Source organism: Streptomyces sp. SID14515 (assembly GCF_010548505.1).
In the GTDB taxonomy this organism is placed as follows: domain Bacteria; phylum Actinomycetota; class Actinomycetes; order Streptomycetales; family Streptomycetaceae; genus Streptomyces; species Streptomyces caviscabies.
Genome location: NZ_JAAGMH010000013.1, coordinates 12286 through 34144 on the forward strand (window position 1 = coordinate 12286; position 21859 = coordinate 34144).

A 21859-nucleotide genomic window follows, 5' to 3' on the forward strand; every position below is an offset into this window, starting at 1 on the left:
CCCCTCAGTTCGCCGGGTAGCGGTCGATGGGCGGCGGGGTCGGCGCGGGCGCTCCGGAGAGGCCGAGCGTCGCTTCGTACGCCTTTTTCCAGTTGCCGTTTCTCTCGTTGGCCTCCAGCGCGTCGTTGATCGCGTCGCGCAGGGCGTTGTCGCTCCGCGGTACGCCAATGCCGTACGGCTCCTCCGAGAAGGGCTTGCCGACGACCTTCATCTCGTCGGGCGCCTTGGCCGCGAAGCCCAGCAGGATCGCGTCGTCGGTGGTGACGGCGTCGACCTGGTAGGTAAGGAGGTTGTCGACGCAGATCGAGTACGTGTCGTACGCGACGAGCGTCGCCTTGGGGTAGTCGGCGGCGATGCGCTGGTAGGGGGTGGAGCCGGCCGCCGAACAGACGGTCTTGCCCGCCAGGTCCTGCGGCCCGTTGATGTCGTTCTCGTCGGTGCGCACCAGCAGCCCCTGGCCCGCCATGTAGTACGGGCCGGCGAAGCCGACGAGCTTCTTGCGCATGTCGTTGATGGTGTAGGTGCCGACGTAGTAGTCGATCTGGCCGTTCTGCAGGGCCGTCTCGCGGTTGGCGGAGGCGATCGTGCGGAAGCGGATCGTCTTCGGTTCGAAGCCGAGCGAGGCCGCCACCATCCGGGCGATCTCGATGTCGAACCCGGAGTAGATCCCGGTCGCCGGGTCCTTCTCCCCCAGGTACGGCTGGTCCTCCTTGGCGCCGACCACCAGATGGCCGCGCTTCTTCGCCTTGGTCCAGGTCCGGGAGTCGGGCAGTTCGAAGCCGGTGTCGACCTGGTACGTCGGCAGGGCCTCGGCCTTGGGGCCCTTGACCGGCGGGCTGCCGTCCTTGCCGCAGCCCGCCGCGAGTGCGGCGAGCAGGAGACCGGCCACGAGGGCGGCCGCCCTGCCCGTACGCGTGTTCCTCGTGCGCAACATGGAATGCCTCCCCTCAGTGCTTGAGGATCTTGGACAGGAAGTCCTTGGCGCGGTCGCTCTCGGGGTTCGTGAAGAAGTCCTCCGGGGTGCGGTCCTCGACAACGCAGCCGTCGGACATGAACACGACGCGGTTGGCGGCGGAGCGGGCGAAGCCCATCTCGTGCGTGACCACGACCATCGTCATGCCGTCCCGGGCGAGCTGCTGCATGACCTCCAGCACCTCGTTGATCATCTCCGGGTCGAGCGCCGAGGTCGGCTCGTCGAAGAGGAGCGCCTTGGGGTCCATGGCCAGGGCGCGGGCGATGGCCACGCGCTGCTGCTGGCCGCCGGAGAGCTGGGCGGGGAACTTGTCGGCGTGCGCGGCCAGACCGACCCGCTCCAGCAGCTCGCGGGAGCGCCGGTCGGCCTCGTCCTTCTTGCGCTTGCGGACCTTGAGCTGTGCCAGCGAGACGTTGTCCAGCACGGTCTTGTGGGCGAAGAGGTTGAACGACTGGAAGACCATGCCGACTTCGGCACGGAGCTGGGCCAGACCCTTGCCCTCCTCGGGGAGGGGTCTGCCGTCGATCGTGATGCTGCCGGACTCGATCGTCTCCAGCCGGTTGATCGCCCGGCAGAGGGTGGATTTCCCGGAGCCGGAGGGGCCGATGACCACCACCACCTCCCCGCGGCCGACGGTGAGATTGATGTCCTGAAGTACGTGCAACTCCCCGAAGTGTTTGTTGACGTCCCTCAGTTCGATCAAAGGATCGACGGCCATGCGCTGCCCTACCCACTTGTCGCTGTGTCGAGGTCAGCGCAAACTATCCATCCCGAAAAGGGACTTCGCACCCGACACGCGTAAATGGCGCAAAAGGCTTTTTAACTGGATTAGGCGAGGAGAGCGGGGGCCGACCGGCTCCGGGGTCAGTTCTCCGCGGACTCCGCGTAGACCTGGGAGAGCTCCGGGCTGCCCGCCATCGCCCAGTCGAGACCGGCCGCGACGACGTCGATCTCCCGCCCGGACTCCAGCCGCACCACGGGCTGGCCGCTCGGCCAGACGTCCCACGCGGCGCCCGGGACGGTCCGCACGATCACCGTGCCGAGGTAGAGACCGGCGTCGTTACCGAGCCAGGGAAGTTCCTCGGGATCGTCGCGCCAGCGGGGCGGCAGTTGGTCGAGCGCGGCCAACGAGGCGGGGGTGTCGTCGAGTTCGAGTCCGTGCTGCCCCGCCCGGACGCGCAGCAGTTCGCATTCGGCGAGCAGCTCGGCCACGCCGTCGGGGTCCGTCTCGACGGCGGCGGCGAGTGCGCCTGAATGCGTACCACCCTGACGCTTACGCCAGTTGTCCAAGAAAGGGATGTTCATACCACTAGGGTCCCATCCCGGCCAGGTTCCGCACCACAGGGCGCGCGGCGTTCACCGTTCCCCCACCCGCCCCGGCCCGGTAACCGAGCGGATATCTAAGGTACGTACATGAGTGCACAGGCGTACGTCGCGGAACTGTTCTCGCTGGAAGGCCGGGTGGCGGTGATCACCGGCGGCAGCTCCGGCATCGGCCGGGCGATCACCGGCGCCCTGGCCCGGGCCGGGGCGAGCGTCGTGGTCGTGGCCCGCCGGGAGGCGGAACTGAGGAAGACCGTGGACGAGCTGACCGCCGAGGGCTGCCGGGCGGCCTGGGTGAGCGCGGACCTGAGCACCCCCGAGGGGGTCCGTACGGGGGCGGAGGAGGCTGTGGTGCCGTTCGGCGAGCCGGACATCCTGGTGAACTGCGCCGGGATCAATCTGCGCCCGCCGATGACCGAGCTCGGCGAGGACGTCTGGGACACCACGATGGCGGTGAACCTGAAGGCGCCGTTCCTGCTGGGGCAGCGCTTCGGACCGGGCATGGCCGAGCGCGGTCACGGGCGGATCATCCATGTCACCTCGCAGCAGGCGCACCGGGCCTTCGTGAACAGCGGCGCCTACGGGGTGTCCAAGGGCGGCCTGGAGTCGCTGACCCGTTCACAGGCCGAGGCGTGGTCGCCGCACGGCGTGACCGTGAACAGCCTGGTGCCCGGGTTCGTGCTGACCCCGCTCAACGCGCGCCTCCAGTCGGACCCGGAGAAGGTGGCGGCGCTGGCCGCCCGCACGATGGTGGGCCGCAACGGTCTCGCGGAGGACTTCGCGGGAGCCGCGGTGTTCCTGGCGGGGCGCTCCTCGGCGTACGTCACGGGGCAGTCGGTGTGCGTGGACGGCGGGTTCTCGGTGCACTGAGGCCGCCGTCCACGCGACAAGGGGTCGCCGTGGGGCTTCAGGGGTTCTGCTGCCGGGCGGCCTGGGCCGCCTCGCCCACCGCCCGCTCCACCGCGGCGGACACGGCCTCCTTCTCCAGGCCGAGTCCGGTGAGCACGCCGGAGCCGTCCTCGAACTCCAGCAGGGCCAGCAGGATGTGCTCGGTGCCGATGTAGTTGTGGCCGAGGCGCAGGGCCTCGCGGAAGGTCAGCTCCAGGACCTTCTTGGCGTCCGCGTCGTACGGGATCAGCTCGGGCGCCCCGTCGACGGGCGCGGGCAGTACCGCGGTCGCCGCAGCCCGCACCGCGTCGGGCGTCACCTCCTGGCCGGCGAGAACGCGGGCGGCGATCGCCTCGGGCTCGGCGAGCAGGCCGAGGATCAGATGGGCGGGGACGATCTCGGCGTGCCGGGCGGCCTGGGCCTCGTTGTGGGAGGCGACCACCACATTGCGGGCGCGCGGGGTGAAGCGGTTGAAGCCCTCGTTCGGGTCCAGGTCCGAGGATCCTTCGCCCTTCTTGGGCACGAAGCGCTTCTGGGCGGCCTGGCGGGTGACCCCCATGCTCCGGCCGATGTCGGTCCAGGAGGCGCCGGACCGGCGGGCCTGGTCCACGAAGTGGCCGATGAGGTGGTCAGCCACGTCTCCGAGGTGGTCGGCGGCGAGCACCGCGCCCGATAGCTGCTCCAGGGCGTCGTCGTTGGTCTTCTTGATGGCCTCGATCAGATCGTCGAGGCGTACGGAAGGAGTGACGGGAAGAGGCTGCGTCATGTGACAACCGTAGGTTGACACTCAGGGAGTGTCAACCTCGGGTTGTCACGTGGTCCGCGGCCTCTCGCCCGCTTCCGCCCGCCCTCGCCCGACCCCGCTCAGAGATCGAGGTCGACGACGACCGGGGCGTGGTCGGAAGCGCCCTTGCCCTTGCGCTCCTCGCGGTCGACGTAACTGTCCTTGACGGCGGCGGTGAACGGGGCGTTGCCGAAGGTGAGGTCGATCCGCATGCCCTTGTTCTTGGGGAACCGCAGCTCGCGGTAGTCCCAGAAGGTGTAGGCGCGGTCGTACTTGAGGGGGCGGGGGTGGACCTCGCTCAGGCCCTCCGCCTCCAGGGCCGCGAGGGCGGCGCGCTCGGCGGGCGTCACATGCGTGGCGCCCGCGAACAGCGCCGGGTCCCAGACGTCCTCGTCGGTCGGGGCCACGTTGAAGTCGCCCAGGACCGCGAACGGCAGGCTCCCCGCGGCGTCCGCCGCCACGGCCTTCCGCAGGGCCTCCAGCCAGCGCAGCTTGTACGCGTAGTGCTCGTGCTCGACCTCGCGGCCGTTGGGCACATAGACCGACCAGAGGCGCAGCGGGCCGCAGGTCGCCGAGATCGCGCGGGGCTCCTGCACCCCGTCGTACTCCGGGCCGCCGGGCAGCCCGGAGACGACGTCGGTGAGACCGACACGGGAGAGCAGCGCGACCCCGTTCCACCGGCCGGTGGCGTTGACCGCGGACTCGTACCCCAGCTCGCGCAGGGCTTCGGCGGGGAACTGCTCCGCCGTGCACTTGGTCTCCTGGACGCACAGCACATCGGTGCCGCTGCTCTCCAGCCAGGCCAGAAGCCTCGGCAGCCGGGCGGTGATCGAATTGACGTTATAGGTGGCGATGCGCATGGCAGCCAACCTAGCGGCTCCCACTGACAGCCGCCGGTGGGCTCACAGCTCGGTGACGCCGCCCGGGGCCAGCCGCCCGTGGTCCGTGCCGCCCAGCGCCCCGATCTGGTTGTCGTAGATCGGCCGTGCCAGATCGGTCAGCAGGGCGTCGTGGACGTCGATGGCGCGGCGCGGCTCGACCTCGCGTACGTAGTCGATGACCTCGGAGATCTTGCTCCAGGGGGCCATGACCGGCAGCAGCAGGGTGTCCACGGGGCGGTCGGGCACGGTGAGCGCGTCGCCGGGGTGGAAGACCGAACCGTCGACGAGGAAGCCGACGTTGGTGATCCTCGGGATGTCCGGGTGGATCACCGCGTGCAGCTCGCCGTGCACGGTGACGTCGAATCCGGCGGCGGAGAACGCGTCCCCGTCGCCCACGGTGTGCACCCGCCCCGGGAAGGCCGCCGAGAGCTGCTCGGCGACGCTGCGCAGCGTCCAGACCTCGGCCGCCGGATTCGCCTCCAGGCCCGCTCGCAGCCGCGCCTCGTTGAAGTGGTCCGGGTGCTCGTGCGTCACCAGCATGACGTCCGCGCCGAGCGCCGCGTCGTCCTCGGAGAAGCCTCCGGGGTCGATGACCAGGACCCGCCCCTCCTTCTCGATCCGGACGCAGGAGTGGGTCTTCTTGGTGAGGGTGAGTGCCCGAGGCGATGCGTTCATGGCCCCATCCTGCTACGCGGGCGGCGTGGTTTCCTCCTGGATCACCTTCTGCGCGACGGCGAAGGCGGCCCCGGCGGCCGGGACGCCGCAGTAGACGGCGGTCTGGAGCAGAACTTCCTTGATCTCGGCGGGCGTCAGGCCGTTGCGCAGGGCGGCGCGGGTGTGCGCGGCCAGGCCCTCCAGGTGGCCGGAGGCGACGAGCGCGGTGAGCGTGATGCAGCTGCGGGTGCGGCGGTCGAGGCCGTCCCGGCTCCAGACCTCGCCCCAGGCGTACCGGGTGACCAGCTCCTGGAAGTCCTCGGTGAAGGCGTCGGCCGAGGCGTTCACCGCGTCGACGTGGGCGTCGCCCAGCACCTCGCGGCGTACCTTCGTGCCCTGTTCGTGCCGGTCGTCCGGGGTCGGCGCGGGGGCTTCGGCGGCCGCGGCGGCCGGGGCGATCTCGGCCACCGGGGCGAACGAGGCGGCCGGGGTCGCGGGCCCGGGGACGTGCGGCAGCACGGGGATCGCGGCCGAGGTGTCCTGCTGCCAGGCGGTGGAGAAGTGCATCAGCAGCAGGTCGCTGACGGCGGCGGGCTGCTCGACCGGCGCGAGGTGCGAGGCGCCGGGCACGAGCGCCAGGCGGGCGTCCGGTATCCCGGCGACCAGGGTGCGGGCCTCGGCGGGCCCGGTGACCTGGTCCTCCGCCCCGACCAGGACCAGCGTGGGGACGCCGATCCGGCCCAGCGCGCCACGGATGTCGAACGCCGCGAGCGCCTCGCAGGCGGCGATGTAGCAGCCGGGGTCGGTGGTGCGGACCATCTGGACGGCCCATTCCACGATGGCGGGCTGGGCGGCGGCGAAGCCGGGGGTGAACCAGCGCTCCGGCGCGGTGCGGGCCATCGGTTCCAGGCCGTTGGTGCGGACGATCACGCCGCGCTGGCGGAACTCGTCGGCCGTGCCGAACCGGGGCGAGGAGGCGACGAGCGCCAGCGAGGCCACCCGGTGCGGGTGACGCAGAGCCAGGTCCGCGCCGACCGCGCCGCCGATCGAGCAGCCCGCGTAGCCGAAGCGCTGGACGCCGAGCCCGTCCAGCGTGGCGAGCAGCCGGTCGGCCAGCTCGGCGACGGAGGGGGCGGCGTGGGCGGGCGCGCCGCCGTGGCCGGGCAGGTCGTAGCGGAAGATCCGCCAGTGCTGGGACAGCTCGGGAATCTGGCGATCCCACATGTGCCACGTCGTCCCGAGCGAAGGACCGATGACCAGGACCGGGGCGTCCTCGGGCCCGTCGAAGCGGTACTGAAGCGTCCGCAGGGCGCCGGTGGGGGTCTGCGGCGGCTGCGAGGCGGGGGTGGGCTGCGGAGCGGAAGCGGCCGGCGGTACGGAGGTGGCCGGCGGTACGGGGGTGGCCTGCGGGCCCGGAGCGGCTGGAGGCGCCTGCGGTACGGAGGTGACCTGGGGGCCGTGCGGGGCTTGCGGAGCGTGTGGGCCCGGAGTGGCCGGAGCTGCCTGCGGACCGTGCGGGGCCTGCGGGGCGAACGGGCCCTGCGGCGGCTGCGGGGCGAGCGGGGTCCGGTCCGGCTGCGCGGACCCGGGTGCTTGCGGGAACCCGGGCGCTCCGTGGCCGCCGGGAGCCGCGTAGGAGGCCGGGAAGGGCTCCGGGGCGGCCGACAGGGGCACGGCGTCCGGTCCCTGATGCGGGGCCGGAACCGCCTGGTGAGGCGCTCCGGGGTGCGGGGCGGGCCCACCGGGGTGGGGGGCCTGCACGGGCTGCGGGGTCGTCTCGCTCACTTCGCTCACTCGCTCCAGGTTACTGAGCGCCCCTCCGGCTCCCGGTCAGGGGGTCGCCGCCGATACGACATAGACGACAGGGCTGGCCGGATCGGTCATATTGACCGTGATGTTCAGCGTGGGGCGCGGCTTCTTGTTGCTGTGCGTGGTGCTGGCCCAGTACTCGCCCGGGCCGAAGGACCAGCCGGTGATCTTGATGTCCCGCTGGCTGATGTCGATCTCGCCGGGCTCCAGCGCCGCGCGTCCCGTGCCCACTCCGGTCAGGAAGCGGTCGAGGCCGGCGGAGGTCGTCCGGAACTTCGCGTACATCCGGCTGGCTTTCCAGTTGTTCGTCTCGTAGTACTGGACGCCCTGGCCGTTGCCGGGGATCGGGATCTCGAAGATCCGGCGCTGCATCTTGGAGGGCCAGCCCTCGCGGAGGCCCTGGGCGGCCGCCTCGGTCTCCTTGTCCTTGCCCGAGCGGCGGCTCTGGCCGGCCGAGATCAGCAGGTAGCCGGCCGGGATGCCGATCAGCAACACGATGATCGTGGCGGTGATGAAGCGCCGCTTGAACACCCGTCGGCGGCCCTCGGGCGGTTTGCCCTCGCCGTCGCCCGGAGACTCCGACTGGTGCGGCACCACGGGGTGCTCGGCTGCGATCATGATCAGGTGGTCCCTAAGGTGCTGCGGTGACGGCGTACTGAAAGGTGGACGCCGAAGAGGGCGGCTGCGGTTCAGTCGGCGGTACGGGTCGACCGCGTGTTGCGGATGGTGCTCGCCGCCTGGTCGTAGATCTGGGCGTACCGCTCGTACCGCTCGACGCGCCGCCGGTTGGCCCGGCGGAATCGGCGGGCGACCAGCCGGGCCAGATCCGCGGCGCCGACCATACCCGCCTCGGGGCCGAGCTGCGCCTTCGCGATCCGGGCCTCGGGGCGGTAGCCGCGGCCGGTGAGGTGGCGCTTGAAGGCATCGCGGGCGGGGTTGATCAGGAGGTCGTCGGCGGCGCTGACGCCGCCTCCGATGACGAAGCAGGAGGGGTCGAGCGCGGCGGCCAGATTGGCGATGCCGACGCCGAGCCACTGGCCGATGTCCTGGAGGAGCTCGATGCACATCGCATCGCCCTCGCGGGCCAGTTCGGTGATGAGCGGCCCGGTGATGTCGGGGATGTTGCCCTTGACCCGGTCCAGCAGATAGTGCGCGACCGGGGAGTCGGCGGCGGCCAGCTCCTTGGCCTCGCGGACCAGGGCGTTGCCGGAGCTGTACTGCTCCCAGCAGCCCCGGTTGCCGCACGGGCAGCGGTGACCCGAGGGCACGACCTGCATGTGGCCGAACTCACCGGCCACCCCGTACTTGCCGCGCTTGACCTGGCCGTCCTCCAGGATCGCGCCGCCGATGCCCGTACCGAGGGTGATCATGACGAGGTGGTCCTCGCCGCGGCCCGCGCCGAAGCGCCATTCCGCCCAGGCGGCGGTGTTGGCGTCGTTGTCGACCATGACGGGGACGACGAGGCGGGAGGCGATGGCGTCGCGCAGGGGTTCGTCGCGCCAGGCGAGGTGCGGGGCGAACAGGACCTTGGAGCGGTCGGCGTCCACCCAGCCCGCCGCGCCGATGCCCACCGCGTGGACGTCGTGCCGGTCGGAGAGGTCCAGGACCAGCTCGACGATGGTGTCCTCGACGACCTTGGGGCTCTTGGACTTGTCGGGCGTCTCGGTCCGCAGCTGTTCCAGGATGTTGCCGTCGGCGTCGACGACGCCCGCCATCACCTTCGTACCGCCGATGTCGATCCCGACCGTGGGGACCCGGGGCGCGGTGAGGTGCGAGCGGCGTTCCTTGGTGCCGACGGTCTTGAGGACGGTGGCGCGGGCGGAGCCGCGGTGTGCGAAGTCGCGGTACGTGCTCATCGTCCCTGCGGGGTCTGTGGGGCCGGGCCGCTGTCACGGCCGGCGGCGGACGGCGCCCGCCGCGCTCGATTCTGCCACTGCCGGGCCCCGGGGGCCGTCGGTCGGGGTCGGCCGCGCCGGGGCGGGTCGGCGGTCAGGGGGTGCCGTCGGCCGGGCCGTGGCTGCCCGGGAGGGTGGGCGTCGGGGTGCGTTCCAGCTCGTGGCTGAGCTCCTCCAGCTCGCTGCCGCCCGCCATCTGCCGGGTCAGTTCGTCCAGCGTGACGTCGTCCTTGGTGTGGCTGCCGGACATCGCGCCGCGCTTGAGGAGGACGAACCGGTCGCCGACGAGGTGGGCGTGGTGCGGGTTGTGCGTGATGAGGACCACGCCGAGGCCCGCGTCGCGGGCGGCCGCCACGTACTTGAGGACCACACCGGACTGCTTGACGCCGAGCGCGGCGGTCGGCTCGTCCAGGACCAGGACCTTCGCGCCGAAGTAGACGGCGCGGGCGATGGCCACGCACTGGCGCTCGCCGCCGGACAGGGTGCCGATGGGCTGGTCGACGTCGCGCAGATCGATGCCCATGCGGAGCAGTTCGGTACGGGTCGTCTCGCGCATCTTCCGGACGTCGAGGCGCTTGAAGGGGCCGAAGCCGACGGTGGGCTCGGAGCCGAGGAAGAAGTTCCGCCAGACCGGCATCAGCGGGACGACCGCGAGGTCCTGGTAGACGGTGGCGATGCCCCGGTCCAGGGCGTCGCGCGGGTTGGCGAGGGTGGTCTCCGCACCGTCGATCAGGAAGCGTCCGGCGTCGTGCCGGTGCAGCCCCGCGATGATCTTGATGAGGGTGGACTTGCCGGCGCCGTTGTCGCCGAGGACGCAGGTGATCTCGCCCGCGTGGACCTCCAGCGAGACGTGTTCCAGGGCCTTGATGTTGCCGTAGAACTTGGACACGTCGTCCAGCTCGACGAGCGGTCCGGCGGTCGCTCCCCCGGTCGTTCCCGCGGTGTCTTCAGGGGTGGCCGTCATGACGTCGCCTCCGCGCGCTTGCGCACCCACGCGTTGAGCAGGGTGGCCAGGAGCAGCATCGCTCCCAGGAAGAATTTGAACCAGTCCGGGTTCCACTCGGCGTACACGATGCCCTTGCTGGTCATGCCGAAGATGAAGGCGCCGACCGCCGAGCCGATCGCGGAGCCGTAGCCGCCGGTGATCAGGCAGCCGCCGATGACGGCCGCGATGATGTACGTCAGCTCGTTGCCGACGCCCTCGCCGGACTGGACGACGTCGTAGCTGAACAGCAGGTGCTGGCCGGAGATCCAGGCGGCGAAGGCGACGCCGAGGTAGAGCCCGATCTTGGTGCGGATGACCGGGACGCCGACCGCGCGGGCCGCGTCGGCCTCGCCGCCGACCGCGAAGATCCAGTTGCCGAAGCGGGTACGGAGCAGGATCCAGGTGGCGACGCCGACGAGCGCCGCCCACCACAGGATCGTCACCTTGAACTCGACGCCGCCGAGGGTGAGCGTCGAGGCGAACAGGGCGCGGGCGGACTCGAAGCCCTCCATGTCGCCGATGGCCTTGGTGGAGACGGTGCCGCTGATCAGCTTGGTGAAGCCGAGGTTCAGACCGGTCAGCATCAGGAAGGTGCCGAGCGTGATGATGAAGCTCGGCAGTTTGGTGCGGGTCAGCATGAAGCCGTTGAACGCGCCGATGGCGAGCGTGACCAGCAGCGACACGAAGACGCCGACCCAGACGTTGGCCGTCATCTGGTAGCTGAACATCGAGGAGATCAGCGCGGAGCTGGTCACCATGACCCCGGCGGAGAGGTCGAACTCGCCGCCGATCATCAGCAGCGCGACCGGTGCGGCCATGATGCCGAGGACCGAGGCCGCGTACAGCACGGTGCCGAAGCTGGAGGCCTGGAGGAAGCTGTCGGCGACGATCGCGAAGAACAGGAAGACGGCTGCGGCGCCGACGACCGAGCCGAGCTCGGGGCGGCCGAGCAGCTTGCGCAGCGGTGAGGTACGCACGAGGCGCTCGTCCACCTTCGCCGGCGTCTCCGGCGCGGCGGTGGAGCCGCTCATCGGGTTCCCCGCTTGGTGTAGTCGGCCAGGGCGTCGGCGTCGTCCTTGGTGATGATCTGCGGGCCGGTGAGGACGGGGAGGCCGCCGCCGAGGACGTTGCGGTTGTAGCGGTAGAGCCAGAGCAGGTCGACGGCCTCGTAGCCCTGGAGGTAGGGCTGCTGGTCGACGGCGAAGCCGAGCTTGTCGGTCTGGAGGCCGGTGGCGACCTTCGCGTTCAGGTCGAAGGTGTCGATCTCGGCCTTGCTGCCCGCCGTCTGCTTGGCCTGGACGGCGGCGTCGGCGAAGGGGGCGCCGAGGGTGACGACCGCGTCGATGCTCTTGTCGGACTGGAGCTTGGCCTCGATGGACGCCGTGACGTCGGGCATGTTGGTGCCGTCGACGTAGAGGTTCTGCATCGTGCCGTCGAAGGTCTTCTTCGCTCCGGCGCAGCGCTGCTCGTGGCCCACGTTGCCCTGCTCGTGCAGGACGCACAGGGCCTTCTTGCGGTCGCGGCCGTTCAGCTCGTCGCCGACGGCCTCACCGGCGATCGACTCGTCCTGGCCGATGTGGGTCAGGGCGCCGAACTCCTTGGACTCCGCGGAGCCGGAGTTCACGGTGACGACCGGGATGCCCGCCTTGACGGCCTTGGCGACCACGGCCTTCATCGCGTCCGGCTTGGCCAGCGAGACGATCAGCCCGTCGACCTTCTTGTCGATCGCGGTCTGGACGAGCTGGGCCTGCTGGTTGGCCTCGTCGTTGTGCGAGTAGAGGAAGTTGATGTTGTCCTTGAGGGCCGCCTGTTCGGCGCCCTTCTGGACGATGTCCCAGAACGTGTCGCCGTCGCCCGAGTGGGTGACCATGGCGAAGGTCCAGCGCGGTGTGTTCACCGCGGCCCGCCCTTCAGCCGCGGCGGCCGCGCGCTCCTCGGCGCGCTTGCCGCCGGTGCTGCTGCATCCCGCGAGGGAGGCGCCCAGCACCACTGCCAGCACGGCGCCCATCGCGCGTACCCCTGTCCGAACCCTTGCCACGACGCCGTGCCCTTCTACTGCTGCTCGCTGTGCGCTTGACCGGGCCGCGGAGTGTACGGCCCCGACCCAGCTGCCCAAGTATCCCCGAGCCCCGCCCGGGAGCCTTGCGCGGGTGGGCCGAGGACACAGGAGCCTGGGGCACGGGACCCGGCCGGCGCAACCCGTGTGCGACACGTTTTCAGCCCACCCGGTCTTCGAGGCCCGCCCCCTCCCCGGCCCGTCCGGCGCTTGATGACGGAACCCTCGGGGCTGGTGGGCCCGCACCTTCCCAGCCCGTCCAGCGCTTGAGGACGGAACCCTTGCCCGGGTGGGCCCGCGGACAGAGGAACCCAGGGCGCGGGTGACCCGTCGAGGGCGGCCTTCGTCCACGTCGACGGTTCCGTCCTCAAACGCCGGACGGGCTGGATGGGGCGCCCAGGAACGGACTGGAGAGCGCGCCGGGTCGCTACGGGCGTACCAGGAGCTGGAACTCGAAGGCGTACCGGTCCGCCCGGTAGACGTGCGAGCCGAATTCGACCACCCGGCCGGTGTCGTCGTACGTGGTGCGCTCCATCGTGAGCAGCGGCGCCCCCACCGGCTCCCCCAGCGCCCGCGCCTGACGCTCGTCCGCCGCGCAGGCGCCCACCGACTGGCGGGCGCTGTGCAGTGTGATGCCCGAGGCCCGCATCAGGCGGTAGAGGCCGGTGGCCTCCAGCTCCTCGGTGAGCAGCGGCAGCAGAGCCGGGGGCAGATGGTTGCGCAGGAGGGCCACCGGTTCACCGTGGGCGCTGCGCAGCCGCTCCACCAGGTGGACCTCGCTGCCCTCGGCGACACCGAGCGCCGCGGCGACCTCGGCGGTGGCCGGTTCCACGGTGTTGCGCAGGACGCCGGTGGCGGGGCGCTGGCCGGCCGCCTCCAGGTCGTCGTAGAGCGAGCTGAGCTCCAGCGGACGGCGGACCTTGCTGTGCACGACCTGGGTCCCCACACCCCGGCGGCGCACCATCAGCCCCTTGTCCACGAGCGACTGGATGGCCTGGCGGACGGTCGGCCGGGACAGGCCGAGGCGCGCGGCGAGGTCGATCTCGTTCCCGAGCAGGGCGCCGGGGGCCAGCCGGCCCTGTTCCACGGCGGCCTCCAGCTGCTGCGCCAGCTGGAAGTAGAGCGGCACCGGGCTGGTGCGGTCCACGCTCAGCGGCAGCGGCCGGTCGGTTCCATGTGCGGTCACGGGGCGAGCGTAGTTCGCTTGTCCGGACAAAGCCATGGTCGGCCGGGGAGCGAACCGTCGATCGATGCGGCCGCCATTTGTCAGGACAAACGCTTGACATGACGACCGGGCGAACGTCACCTTGGGGCCCATGCGCATCGGACTGATCGGAACGGGACGGATCGGCACATTCCATGCGGAGGTGCTGAGCCGTCACCCCGCCGTGGACGCCCTGCTGCTGGCCGACGCGGACCCGGAACGGGCGGCCGCGGCCGCCGCGCGGACCGGAGCGCGCGCCGTCGCGGTGGACGAGCTGTTCAGCGGGGCGGGCGAGGCCGGGGGCCCGCCCGACGCCGTGGTGGTCTGCTCGGCGACCTCGGCCCACGCCGGACTCATCGCCCGGGCCGCCCGCGCCGGGCTGCCCGTCTTCTGCGAGAAGCCGATCGCCCTGGACCTGCCCGGCACGCTGGCCGCGCTCGCGGAGGTCGAGGCGGCGGGCAGCGTCCTCCAGCTCGGCTTCATGCGGCGCTTCGACGCCGGGTACGGCGAGGCCAGGGCCGCCGTACGGGAGGGGAGGCTCGGCCGGCTGCACACCGTGCGGGCGGTCACCTCCGACCCGGCCCCGCCGCCCGCCGCTTACCTCCCGCTCTCCGGCGGGCTGTACCGCGACTGCCTGGTCCACGACTTCGACATCCTGCGCTGGGTGACGGGGTGCGAGGTGACCGAGGTGTACGCCACCGGCTCGGACGCCGGACCCGCGATGTTCCGGGAGGCCGGGGACGTGGACACGGCCGCCGCGCTGCTCACCCTCGACGACGGGACGCTCGCCACCGCCACCGCGACCCGGTGCAACGGCGCCGGGTACGACGTACGGATGGAGCTGGCCGGCGAGCTGGACCAGATCGCCGTCGGCCTGGACGACCGTACGCCGCTGGCCTCGGCCGAGCCCGGAGGCCCCGGCACCCCGGCGAAGCCCTGGCCGGGCTTCCTGGAACGGTTCGCCCCCGCGTACGAGGCGGAGCTGGACGCGTTCCTGCGCGTGGCCCGCGGCGAGCTGGCCAATCCGTGCGACGGGCGGGAGGCCCTGCACGCCCTGCGGATCGCCGAGGCGTGCGAGGTCTCCCGCCGCGAACGCCGGCCGGTGGCGTTGGCCGAGATCCCCGGCGGCTGAACGGAAGCCGGCCCGCCGCTACCAGGCGACGGGAAGGCTCAGCGGCCCCCGCATCAGCATTCCGGTGCGCCAGGCGAGCGTCGCCGGATCGGCGGTCAGCCGCAGGTCCGGGCAGCGCTCCAGCAGCGACCGGATGGCGATCCGGGCCTCGATGCGGGCCAGCGGCGCGCCCAGGCAGTAGTGGATGCCGTGCCCGAAGGCGATATGGCCCCGGGCGTCGCGCGTGATGTCGAAGCGGGACCCGTCGGGGTAGCGGGCGGGGTCGCGGTTGGCGTCCGACATCGCGACGAGGACCAGCTCGCCGCCGCCGGGGATCACCGTCCCGCCGACCTCGATCGGATCGGTCGTGAAGCGGTACGTGGGTGTCTCCACGGGCCCCTCGAAGCGCAGGATCTCCTCGACCGCGTTGTCGATCAGCGTGAAGTCGGCTCGCAGAGCCGCCAGTTGATCAGGATGGGCGAGGAGGTTGTGCACGCCGTTGGTGATGAGATTGACGGTGGTCTCGTGACCGGCGACCAGTAACAGCCAGGCCATGCCGATCAGTTCGTCGCCGGACAGCCGGTCGCCGCCCTCGTCGGCGGTGTGGATCAGCGCGCTCAGCAGATCGTCGCCCGGCTTCCCCCGCTTGGCGTCCAGCAGCCCGGCGATGTACGCGGTCATCGCCTGCGTGGAGGAGGCGCGCAGGGACGGGTCGAGGGAGGAGACCGCCTGGCCCGACCAGGTACGGAAGTCCTCGCGGTCCAGGAACGGCACGCCGAGCAGTTCGCAGATCACCGACATGGGCAGCGGGAAGGACAGCGCCTCGACCAGATCCGCCGCACGGTCCGGCGCGGCGAGCATCGAGTCCAGCAGCCCATCGGTCATCTCCTGGACCCGCGGTGCCAGTTGCTCCATGCGGCGCGGGGTGAACTCGCGGGCGACCAGCTTGCGCAGCCGGGTGTGGTCGGGGGCGTCGGAGCCGAGCATCGAGGAGCCCGCGGACACCTTGCTGACCCCGAGCGCGGGCGAGGCCCGGCTCCAGTGTTTGGAGAGCCGCTGGTCGGCGAGGAGGGCGCGGCCCGCCTCGTATCCGACGACGAGCCAGGCGTCCGCGCCCTCGGGAATCCGCACCCGGTGGACCGGGCCCATCTCGCGCAGGTCGGCGTAGGCGGGATAGGGGTCACGGGTGAACTGCTCGCCGAGGGCGGCGAGATCGACCAGGGGTTCGGTGGTCAACACGGTTCCCTTCTCGAGGAGTTACGGCACGTCACGGCGTTGTGGCCTCTCGAAAGGCGCGGTGAACCGGGTCCGGGCCGCTCCGGTCAGCCTAGGCCGCCCCCGCCTTCCTCGTCCGTGTCGAGGAGTCCCGCATCGTGAACCAACAGCGCGATCTGGACACGGTTGTTGAGTTCGAGTTTGGCGAGAATCCGTGAGACATGCGTTTTGACGGTCGCGACGCTGAGGTAGAGGTAGCCCGCGATCTCCGCGTTGGATCCGCCGCGCCCGACGGCGACGGCGACGGCCTTCTCCCGCTCGGCGAGCTGGTCGAAACGCCTGCGTGCGCGGTCGGTACGGCCGCTCCGGTCATCGGGTCCGCCGCCTGCGGCACGGGCCATCAACTGGCGGGTGACGGCGGGCGAGAGCACCGGATCCCCGGCGGCGACCCGGCGCACCGAGTCGACGATCCGGGCGGGCGGGGTGTCTTTCAGGACGAATCCGGCCGCCCCGGCCCGGATGGCCCGGAGCACCTGTTCGTCCGCGTGGAAGGTGGTGAGGACGACGACTTCGGGAGCCCCGGGCCGGCGACGCAGGCGCTCGGTCGCGGTGAGGCCGTCCATCACCGGCATCCGGATGTCCATCAGGACGACGTCGGGGCGCAGTCGCTCGACGAGCTCCTCGACCTCGCCGCCGTCCGCGCCCTCCCCCACGATGTCGATGCCCTCGTCGCCGCCGAGCATCAGGGTCAGCCCGGCCCGGACCAGCGGGTCGTCGTCGACGATCAGCAGCCGGACGGGCGGGCCGGGCGAGGGTGCGGGGGACGCCGGGGTGTTCATGACGGCCACCGTAACCAGCCGGGGCGCGGGGCCCACAGGGCGGGCGTCCGGGCGGACGTCACGGAAGCGGGCGCCCCGGTCGGCATCACGGCCGCGCGCGCCCGGGTCGGCATCACCGCCGCGGGCGTCACGCGGCGGGCCACGGCAGCCGGGCCCGGACCGCGAAGCCGCCGCCCTTCGTCGGGCCGTGCTCCAGCGCGCCGCCGGCCAGCGTGGCGCGTTCGGTGAGGCCGATGAGCCCCTGGCCGGAGCCGGGTACCCGTTCGAAGGGTTCGACGGGGGCGGGGTTGTCCACCTCGACGGTGAGGCCCTCGCCCGGGCCGCCCGTCACGGTGAGCGAGACCTCGGCGCCGGGCGCGTGCTTACGGGCGTTGGTCAGGCACTCCTGCACGATCCGGTAGACGGTGCGGCCGGTGGCGGCGGGGGCGTCCTGGGGGGCGGCGACCCGGTTGTCGACGGTGACCTTCATGCCCGCGAGCCGGGACTCGGCGATGAGGGCGTCCAGGGTGGCGAGGGTGGGCTGCGGCCGGTCGCCCTCGTCGGTGTCGCCGGGCCCGCGCAGGACGCCGATGATCTCGCGGAGGTCCTGGAGGGCCTCGTGGGCGCTGTCCCGGATGACGCCGGCGGCCCGGCCCACCTCGGCGGCGGGGGCGTCGGGCCGGAATTCGAGGGCCCCGGCGTGCACGCTGAGGAGGGTCAGCCGGTGGGCCAGGACGTCGTGCATCTCGCGGGCGATGGCCTCGCGGGCCAGGCGCTGGGCCTGCTCGGCGCGCAGCTCCGCCTCGGCCTCGGCGCGACGGGCCCGCTCCCGGAGGGTGAGGACGAGGTGGCGCCGGGAACGTACGACCATGCCCCAGCTGAGCACCAGCAGGACCAGCAGGACCCCGAAGATGACCGAGGCGAGGAACGAGGTCGCCGGGTCGGGGCGCAGGGCGGGCTGGATGCAGGTGACGGCCAGGGCGCCGAGGCCGACGATCGCCACGGGCTTGAAGGGGCGGTGGACGGCCAGGCTGAAGAGAGCCACCATCAGGGCCCCCGAGGCCACGGGCTCGACGATGGACAGGGCGGTCAGGCCGACGGCGAGTCCGACGGGCCAGCGCCGCCGGAGCCAGAGCGCGCAGCAGGCCATCGCGCCGACCACCGAGTCCACGAACACGACGAGGTCCGGCGTCGTGTCATCGGCCTCGATCGCGCCGATGGCGAGCATGCCGATGCCCGCGGCGATGAGGAAGGCCGTGATGTCGACGGCCCAGTCCCGCACGGTCCGCCGCCTCCGGGCCCGGTCGTCGGGCAGCTCGGGATCGGCCATCGCCGAGGGGAGCAGCCAGCGGTACTCGGTGCGCGTCATGTCGACAAAGTTACGCAGCACCTCGCCGCGGCGGGGCGTCACGGGGCCAGGCGGCTACCAAAGTCGTACGACCAGCTACTTTCGGCGCGGCGGACGGGACCGGTGGCCGACGCGGCGGGCCGGGGCCGGGCGGGAGGCTCGGGCCATGAAGAAAATCGTCGAAACGATCGGCTTCCTCGTCTTCGCCCAGGGTGTGGGCGGGCTGCTGTACGAGTGGACGGGTTGGTTCCGGCTGTGGACGGTGGTGCGGCACATCGACTTCCTCAGCGACCGCATGCTGTTCGTCAACATCGTGCTGATCGTGACGGGCACGGCCGTGATGATCGCCGCGGACTCGATCAAGAGCTGATGGGCACGATCACGACCTGATGAGGGCGTAGGGCCTGATCCGAACGACAGGCTCTACGCCCCGGCGCGCTCCCGGCCCGCGCCCCGCCTGCCCCACGCCGTGCCCGCCAGGACGAGCACGGCGATGACGGTGTGGCTGGTGGTGATGCCCTTGGCCGCGAGGTAGCTGGCGCCCCGGACGACGGCGACCGCCGGCACGGGCAGATCGGTGACCCAGGCGCGGCGCGGAGGCGCGAGGGCGGGCACGGCGACAGCGGACACCTGGTTCTCCTGGAGCTCCACGGAATGTGTTGTGGAGACCTCACCGGCTCGCACGCGGAACGATCACGCTGCCCGGCGGACTCCCGGGAAAGGAACACCTGTCTCAACGGTCGGATCCCTCCCGGGCATCGCCCGTGGTCAGAGGCGGTCGGGCCGTTCCGGCGGCCGGCGGAGGGTCCGTCGGCCGCGCCGCCGCTCCCTAGACTGACGCCTCGATAACTCTGAGACACGGAGTGGTCACATGGCGTCGGTAAGAGCGGACGGACGGGTCGAGCGGGGGAACCAGACCCGGCAGCTGATTCTGGGGCGGGCGGTGCAGATCGCCTCGGTCGAAGGACTGGAGGGCCTGTCGCTGGGACGGCTGGCCACCGAGCTGGGGCTGAGCAAGAGCGGGGTGTTCGCGCTCTTCGGTTCGAAGGAAGGGCTCCAACTGGCCACCGTACGGGGGGCGGTGGCCGTCTATGTCGACCATGTGCTGCGCCCCGCCCGGTCGGCGCCGCCGGGGCTCGGGCGGGTCTGGCGGCTGTGCGAGGCGTGGATCGCGTACTCCCGCGAGCGGGTGTTCCGGGGCGGCTGCTTCTTCTACGCCGCCACCGCCGAGTTCGACGCCCGCAGCGGCAAGGTCCACGATGCCCTGGCGTCCGCGCAGACGGGCTGGGTCACCTTCGTGGAGGAGACGATCGAGGAGGCCAGGTCCATCGGGGAGCTGGCCGGGGACACCGACGTGTGCCAGCTGGCGTTCGAGGTGATCGCCCTGCTGGAGCTGGCCAACGCCGAATCGGTGCTCCAGAACAACAACCTCGGCTACGACAAGGCCGCCCGCGCCATCCTGGTCCGCCTGCGGGCGGCGGCGACGGACCCCGCGCTGCTGCCGTTACGGTAGGCGGCCCCGGGCTGCCGTGGGCGTCCGATACCCGCCGGTGCGCGGGCCCCGGCGCGCGTTTGCTGGGGGATGCCGTCGGAGCGACGGCGTCCCCACCAGCGAGGAACAGCCATGTCCAGCACCTCTTCCGGTACCGCTTCCAGCACCTCTTCCGGCACACATTCCGGCACCGCTTCCGCCGCCGCTCCCACCGGACTTCCGCACCGGGCCGCCCTGGTCACCGGGGGCAGCCGGGGCATCGGCGCCGCGATCGCGCTGCGGCTCGCCCAGGACGGCGTGGACGTCGCCGTCACCTACGTACAGGACGAGGCGGCGGCCCGTGCGGTCGTCGCGAAGATCGAGGGCTTCGGCCGCCGGGGCATCGCCCTGCGCTGCGACGCGGCGGACGCCGACGCGGCCGCCGACGCCGTGCACCGGGCGGCGGACGCGCTCGGCCGGCTCGACATCCTGGTCAACAACGCGGGCATCGGCGTCCTCGGCCCGATCGGCGTACTCGCCGGGCCGGAGGTGGACCGGACGCTGGCGGTGAACGTACGGGCGGTCTTCCTCGCCTGCCGGGCGGCGGCGGAGCGGCTGGCCGACGGCGGCCGCATCGTCTCCGTGGGCTCCGCCCTGAGCCGGTACACGGGCGGGCCCGGCTCCACCCTCTACGGGCTCGGCAAGTCCGCCCTGGTCGGGCTGACCAAGCCGCTCGCCCGGGAGCTGGGACCGCGCGAGATCACGGTCAACCTGATCCAGCCGGGGGCCGTGGACACCGATCTCAACCCGGCCGACGGGCCCTTCGCCGAGGGCCAGCGCGCGGCGAACGCGCTAGGCCGCTTCGGCACGACGGAGGAGATCGCCTCGCTCGTCGCGTACCTCGTGAGCGCGGAGGCGGGCTTCATCACGGGCACGGAGCTCGTCGTGGACGGCGGCCACGCGGCCTGAACACCGCCGCCGCCCGGGCGTACGCCGGGGCGCGCTCCCCCGGCAGCCCCGTCCGGCTGCCCCGTACCGGCCGCGCCCCTACGCTGGCCGGGACGGGGCAGCGACGGGAAGGACAGGACCAGCACATGTCCGGCACACCGGTTCACACGCTCAACGACGGCACACGGCTCCCGGCGGTGGGGCTCGGCACCTATCCGCTGGACGACGCGGCGGCCGAGGAGGCCGTCGCCGGGGCCCTGGAGCTGGGCTACCGGCTGGTCGACACGGCCCTCAACTACGGCAACGAGACCGGCACCGGCCGGGGCATCGCCCGCAGCGGCGTCCCCCGCGAGGAGGTCCTCGTCACCACGAAGGTGCCCGGCCGGCATCAGGGGTACGAGGAGACGCTCGCCTCGTTCGAGGAGTCACGGGCCCGGCTCGGCGTGGAGTACGTCGACCTCTATCTGATCCACTGGCCGCTCCCCCGCGTCGACAAGTACGTGGACACCTGGAAGGCGATGATCCGGCTCCGCGAGGACGGTCTCGTCCGCTCCATCGGCGTCTCCAACTTCACCGCCGCGCACCTGGAGCGGCTGGAGCGGGAGACGGGCGTGCTGCCCTCGGTGAACCAGATCGAGATGCATCCGCTGCTCCCGCAGGAGGAGTTGCGGGCGGTGCACGCGGCGAAGGGCATCGTCACGGAGAGCTGGAGCCCGCTGGCCCGGGGCCGCGAGGTGCTGGAGGACCCCTCGACCGTGGCGATCGCCGAGGACCACGGGGTCAGCCCCGGCCAGGTGGTGCTGCGCTGGCACACCCAGCTGGGCGCGGTGCCGATCCCGAAGTCGGCGGACCCGGGCCGGCAGCGCGAGAACCTCGATCTGTTCGGGTTCGAGCTGACGGCGCAGGAGCTGACGACGATCGCGTCCGGGCGGCAGCGGCGGTTCGGCGGCGACCCGGATTCGCACGAGGAGTTCTAGGGGGTGTCCGACCGCTCCCGTCGCCCGCGGGGCTCCCCGGTCACCGGTTGCGCGGGGTGACCTCCGCCATCCGGGACCAGCCGGTGCCCTCCACCTCGACGTTGATGATCTCGGGGACCTCGGCCACCATCTCCGACATCGTCTCGATCGCCGCCTTGAAGTGGTCGGAGTTCACGTGCGCCTCGCCCGCCGCCGCGTCGGCGAAGGCCTCCAGCAGGACGAACTCGTTGGGGTTCTCCACGCTGTAGGACCAGTCGAAGAAGACGTTGCCGGGCTCGCTGCGGGTGGCGACGGTGAAGTCCTCCAGCCGGGCGAGCCAGTTGTCGCGCTCGGCGACGAGGGCGGTGAACTTGACGGCGATGAAGATCATGGGGGTCTCCTGGTCGAGGACGTCGGAAGGTGCGGTTCGCCAAGCCCCAGGGGCCTGCTCGCCGCACCCCGACCAGGGTGACACACCCTCACGTAACGGGGCCGGCCGGGCACACCGCGATCCCCCTGCGACCGCGGTGCGTCCGGCCC

The 21859-nt window shown here is 72.0% G+C and carries 23 protein-coding genes and 1 pseudogene; 6 read left to right on the forward strand and 18 right to left on the reverse strand.

What is annotated here, in order from left to right:
• Window positions 1–4: 4 nt before the first annotated feature.
• The 3 genes from G3I54_RS01740 to G3I54_RS01750 all read right to left on the reverse strand — a co-directional run bounded on the left by G3I54_RS01740 (window position 5) and on the right by G3I54_RS01750 (window position 2278).
• On the reverse strand, window positions 5–934 hold the full coding sequence (locus G3I54_RS01740; RefSeq protein ID WP_164610344.1) for a glutamate ABC transporter substrate-binding protein: 930 nt from the start codon (window positions 932–934) through the stop codon (window positions 5–7).
• A 13-nt stretch (window positions 935–947) separates the two neighbouring features.
• Window positions 948–1691 (reverse strand): amino acid ABC transporter ATP-binding protein, encoded by a 744-nt coding sequence (locus tag G3I54_RS01745; RefSeq protein ID WP_030084156.1) that lies wholly within the window; start codon window positions 1689–1691, stop codon window positions 948–950.
• 146 nt (window positions 1692–1837) lie between these two features.
• Window positions 1838–2278, reverse strand: a complete 441-nt coding sequence (locus G3I54_RS01750; protein WP_097866760.1) for a DUF6278 family protein — start codon at window positions 2276–2278, stop codon at window positions 1838–1840.
• 108 nt (window positions 2279–2386) lie between these two features.
• Here G3I54_RS01750 and G3I54_RS01755 point away from each other — a divergent pair, with 108 nt between their 5' ends.
• Window positions 2387–3166, forward strand: a complete 780-nt coding sequence (locus tag G3I54_RS01755) for an SDR family oxidoreductase (protein ID WP_164610346.1) — start codon at window positions 2387–2389, stop codon at window positions 3164–3166.
• A 37-nt stretch (window positions 3167–3203) separates the two neighbouring features.
• Here G3I54_RS01755 and G3I54_RS01760 read toward each other — a convergent pair whose 3' ends face one another.
• The 10 genes from G3I54_RS01760 to G3I54_RS01805 all read right to left on the reverse strand — a co-directional run bounded on the left by G3I54_RS01760 (window position 3204) and on the right by G3I54_RS01805 (window position 13434).
• Window positions 3204–3950, reverse strand: coding sequence for a Clp protease N-terminal domain-containing protein (locus G3I54_RS01760; RefSeq protein WP_164610348.1), 747 nt, complete (start codon window positions 3948–3950; stop codon window positions 3204–3206).
• Window positions 3951–4048: 98 nt separating this feature from the next.
• Window positions 4049–4828 (reverse strand): exodeoxyribonuclease III, encoded by a 780-nt coding sequence (locus tag G3I54_RS01765; RefSeq protein ID WP_164610350.1) that lies wholly within the window; start codon window positions 4826–4828, stop codon window positions 4049–4051.
• A gap of 42 nt (window positions 4829–4870) precedes the next feature.
• Window positions 4871–5524, reverse strand: coding sequence for an MBL fold metallo-hydrolase (locus G3I54_RS01770; RefSeq protein ID WP_164610352.1), 654 nt, complete (start codon window positions 5522–5524; stop codon window positions 4871–4873).
• A gap of 12 nt (window positions 5525–5536) precedes the next feature.
• Window positions 5537–6811 (reverse strand): alpha/beta fold hydrolase, encoded by a 1275-nt coding sequence (locus tag G3I54_RS01775; RefSeq protein WP_164610422.1) that lies wholly within the window; start codon window positions 6809–6811, stop codon window positions 5537–5539.
• Between the two features lie 522 nt (window positions 6812–7333).
• The gene (locus tag G3I54_RS01780; protein ID WP_164610354.1) at window positions 7334–7930 is read right to left on the reverse strand and encodes a hypothetical protein; all 597 of its coding nucleotides are present in this window, start codon (window positions 7928–7930) and stop codon (window positions 7334–7336) included.
• A 71-nt stretch (window positions 7931–8001) separates the two neighbouring features.
• Entirely contained in the window at window positions 8002–9168 is a 1167-nt protein-coding gene (locus G3I54_RS01785; protein ID WP_103508757.1) for an ROK family glucokinase, read from the reverse strand.
• A gap of 133 nt (window positions 9169–9301) precedes the next feature.
• Complete coding sequence (locus tag G3I54_RS01790) at window positions 9302–10171, reverse strand: ATP-binding cassette domain-containing protein (RefSeq protein WP_164610356.1); 870 nt, start codon at window positions 10169–10171, stop codon at window positions 9302–9304.
• A complete protein-coding gene (locus tag G3I54_RS01795; protein WP_164610358.1) occupies window positions 10168–11223 on the reverse strand; it encodes an ABC transporter permease in 1056 nt (351 codons plus the stop codon). The genes G3I54_RS01790 and G3I54_RS01795 overlap by 4 nt, the downstream gene beginning before the upstream one ends.
• Window positions 11220–12200 (reverse strand): sugar ABC transporter substrate-binding protein, encoded by a 981-nt coding sequence (locus G3I54_RS01800; protein ID WP_164610360.1) that lies wholly within the window; start codon window positions 12198–12200, stop codon window positions 11220–11222. The genes G3I54_RS01795 and G3I54_RS01800 overlap by 4 nt, the downstream gene beginning before the upstream one ends.
• A 475-nt stretch (window positions 12201–12675) precedes the next feature.
• The gene (locus G3I54_RS01805) at window positions 12676–13434 is read right to left on the reverse strand and encodes a GntR family transcriptional regulator (protein ID WP_164610362.1); all 759 of its coding nucleotides are present in this window, start codon (window positions 13432–13434) and stop codon (window positions 12676–12678) included.
• A gap of 130 nt (window positions 13435–13564) precedes the next feature.
• Between G3I54_RS01805 and G3I54_RS01810 the strand changes: the two genes are divergently transcribed.
• Complete coding sequence (locus G3I54_RS01810) at window positions 13565–14584, forward strand: Gfo/Idh/MocA family oxidoreductase (protein ID WP_164610364.1); 1020 nt, start codon at window positions 13565–13567, stop codon at window positions 14582–14584.
• Between the two features lie 18 nt (window positions 14585–14602).
• On the opposite strand, the gene G3I54_RS01815 is transcribed toward G3I54_RS01810, so the two are convergent.
• The 3 genes from G3I54_RS01815 to G3I54_RS01825 form a co-directional block, all read right to left on the reverse strand.
• Entirely contained in the window at window positions 14603–15799 is a 1197-nt protein-coding gene (locus G3I54_RS01815; protein WP_164610366.1) for a cytochrome P450, read from the reverse strand.
• An 86-nt stretch (window positions 15800–15885) separates the two neighbouring features.
• Window positions 15886–16617, reverse strand: coding sequence for a response regulator transcription factor (locus G3I54_RS01820; RefSeq protein ID WP_164610368.1), 732 nt, complete (start codon window positions 16615–16617; stop codon window positions 15886–15888).
• 127 nt (window positions 16618–16744) lie between these two features.
• On the reverse strand, window positions 16745–17965 hold the full coding sequence (locus tag G3I54_RS01825; RefSeq protein ID WP_164610370.1) for a histidine kinase: 1221 nt from the start codon (window positions 17963–17965) through the stop codon (window positions 16745–16747).
• Window positions 17966–18110: 145 nt separating this feature from the next.
• Between G3I54_RS01825 and G3I54_RS01830 the strand changes: the two genes are divergently transcribed.
• The gene (locus G3I54_RS01830; protein WP_103508750.1) at window positions 18111–18314 is read left to right on the forward strand and encodes a hypothetical protein; all 204 of its coding nucleotides are present in this window, start codon (window positions 18111–18113) and stop codon (window positions 18312–18314) included.
• A 113-nt stretch (window positions 18315–18427) separates the two neighbouring features.
• On the opposite strand, the pseudogene G3I54_RS01835 reads toward G3I54_RS01830, so the two are convergent.
• Window positions 18428–18574: pseudogene (locus tag G3I54_RS01835) on the reverse strand (EamA family transporter); the annotation flags it as partial.
• 241 nt (window positions 18575–18815) lie between these two features.
• On the opposite strand from G3I54_RS01835, the gene G3I54_RS01840 reads away from it, so the two are divergent.
• The 3 genes from G3I54_RS01840 to G3I54_RS01850 all read left to right on the forward strand — a co-directional run bounded on the left by G3I54_RS01840 (window position 18816) and on the right by G3I54_RS01850 (window position 21340).
• Window positions 18816–19457: a TetR/AcrR family transcriptional regulator gene (locus G3I54_RS01840; protein WP_164610372.1), complete on the forward strand. Its 642-nt coding sequence runs from the start codon at window positions 18816–18818 to the stop codon at window positions 19455–19457.
• A gap of 111 nt (window positions 19458–19568) precedes the next feature.
• Window positions 19569–20384, forward strand: a complete 816-nt coding sequence (locus tag G3I54_RS01845; protein ID WP_239144184.1) for an SDR family oxidoreductase — start codon at window positions 19569–19571, stop codon at window positions 20382–20384.
• Window positions 20385–20509: 125 nt separating this feature from the next.
• Window positions 20510–21340 carry an aldo/keto reductase gene (locus tag G3I54_RS01850; protein ID WP_164610374.1) on the forward strand — a complete coding sequence of 277 codons (831 nt, stop codon included), beginning with the start codon at window positions 20510–20512 and terminating at the stop codon, window positions 21338–21340.
• 40 nt (window positions 21341–21380) lie between these two features.
• Here the strand turns inward: G3I54_RS01850 and G3I54_RS01855 are convergent, their stop codons facing one another.
• Window positions 21381–21710 carry a putative quinol monooxygenase gene (locus tag G3I54_RS01855; RefSeq protein ID WP_164610376.1) on the reverse strand — a complete coding sequence of 110 codons (330 nt, stop codon included), beginning with the start codon at window positions 21708–21710 and terminating at the stop codon, window positions 21381–21383.
• Window positions 21711–21859 lie beyond the last annotated feature (149 nt).

Bases quoted from the DNA above. Each gene is read 5' to 3' on its own strand.
- G3I54_RS01790 (WP_164610356.1), bottom strand. From the start codon at position 10,171: ATGACGGCCACCCCTGAAGACACCGCGGGAACGACCGGGGGAGCGACC.
- G3I54_RS01750 (WP_097866760.1), bottom strand. From the start codon at position 2,278: ATGAACATCCCTTTCTTGGACAACTGGCGTAAGCGTCAGGGTGGTACG.
- G3I54_RS01800 (WP_164610360.1), bottom strand. From the start codon at position 12,200: ATGGGCGCCGTGCTGGCAGTGGTGCTGGGCGCCTCCCTCGCGGGATGC.
- G3I54_RS01820 (WP_164610368.1), bottom strand. From the start codon at position 16,617: ATGAACACCCCGGCGTCCCCCGCACCCTCGCCCGGCCCGCCCGTCCGG.
- G3I54_RS01810 (WP_164610364.1), top strand. From the start codon at position 13,565: ATGCGCATCGGACTGATCGGAACGGGACGGATCGGCACATTCCATGCG.
- G3I54_RS01840 (WP_164610372.1), top strand. From the start codon at position 18,816: ATGGCGTCGGTAAGAGCGGACGGACGGGTCGAGCGGGGGAACCAGACC.
- G3I54_RS01780 (WP_164610354.1), bottom strand. From the start codon at position 7,930: ATGATCGCAGCCGAGCACCCCGTGGTGCCGCACCAGTCGGAGTCTCCG.
- G3I54_RS01825 (WP_164610370.1), bottom strand. From the start codon at position 17,965: ATGACGCGCACCGAGTACCGCTGGCTGCTCCCCTCGGCGATGGCCGAT.
- G3I54_RS01755 (WP_164610346.1), top strand. From the start codon at position 2,387: ATGAGTGCACAGGCGTACGTCGCGGAACTGTTCTCGCTGGAAGGCCGG.
- G3I54_RS01740 (WP_164610344.1), bottom strand. From the start codon at position 934: ATGTTGCGCACGAGGAACACGCGTACGGGCAGGGCGGCCGCCCTCGTG.
- G3I54_RS01745 (WP_030084156.1), bottom strand. From the start codon at position 1,691: ATGGCCGTCGATCCTTTGATCGAACTGAGGGACGTCAACAAACACTTC.
- G3I54_RS01760 (WP_164610348.1), bottom strand. From the start codon at position 3,950: ATGACGCAGCCTCTTCCCGTCACTCCTTCCGTACGCCTCGACGATCTG.
- G3I54_RS01785 (WP_103508757.1), bottom strand. From the start codon at position 9,168: ATGAGCACGTACCGCGACTTCGCACACCGCGGCTCCGCCCGCGCCACC.
- G3I54_RS01850 (WP_164610374.1), top strand. From the start codon at position 20,510: ATGTCCGGCACACCGGTTCACACGCTCAACGACGGCACACGGCTCCCG.
- G3I54_RS01795 (WP_164610358.1), bottom strand. From the start codon at position 11,223: ATGAGCGGCTCCACCGCCGCGCCGGAGACGCCGGCGAAGGTGGACGAG.
- G3I54_RS01845 (WP_239144184.1), top strand. From the start codon at position 19,569: ATGTCCAGCACCTCTTCCGGTACCGCTTCCAGCACCTCTTCCGGCACA.
- G3I54_RS01765 (WP_164610350.1), bottom strand. From the start codon at position 4,828: ATGCGCATCGCCACCTATAACGTCAATTCGATCACCGCCCGGCTGCCG.
- G3I54_RS01770 (WP_164610352.1), bottom strand. From the start codon at position 5,524: ATGAACGCATCGCCTCGGGCACTCACCCTCACCAAGAAGACCCACTCC.
- G3I54_RS01830 (WP_103508750.1), top strand. From the start codon at position 18,111: ATGAAGAAAATCGTCGAAACGATCGGCTTCCTCGTCTTCGCCCAGGGT.
- G3I54_RS01855 (WP_164610376.1), bottom strand. From the start codon at position 21,710: ATGATCTTCATCGCCGTCAAGTTCACCGCCCTCGTCGCCGAGCGCGAC.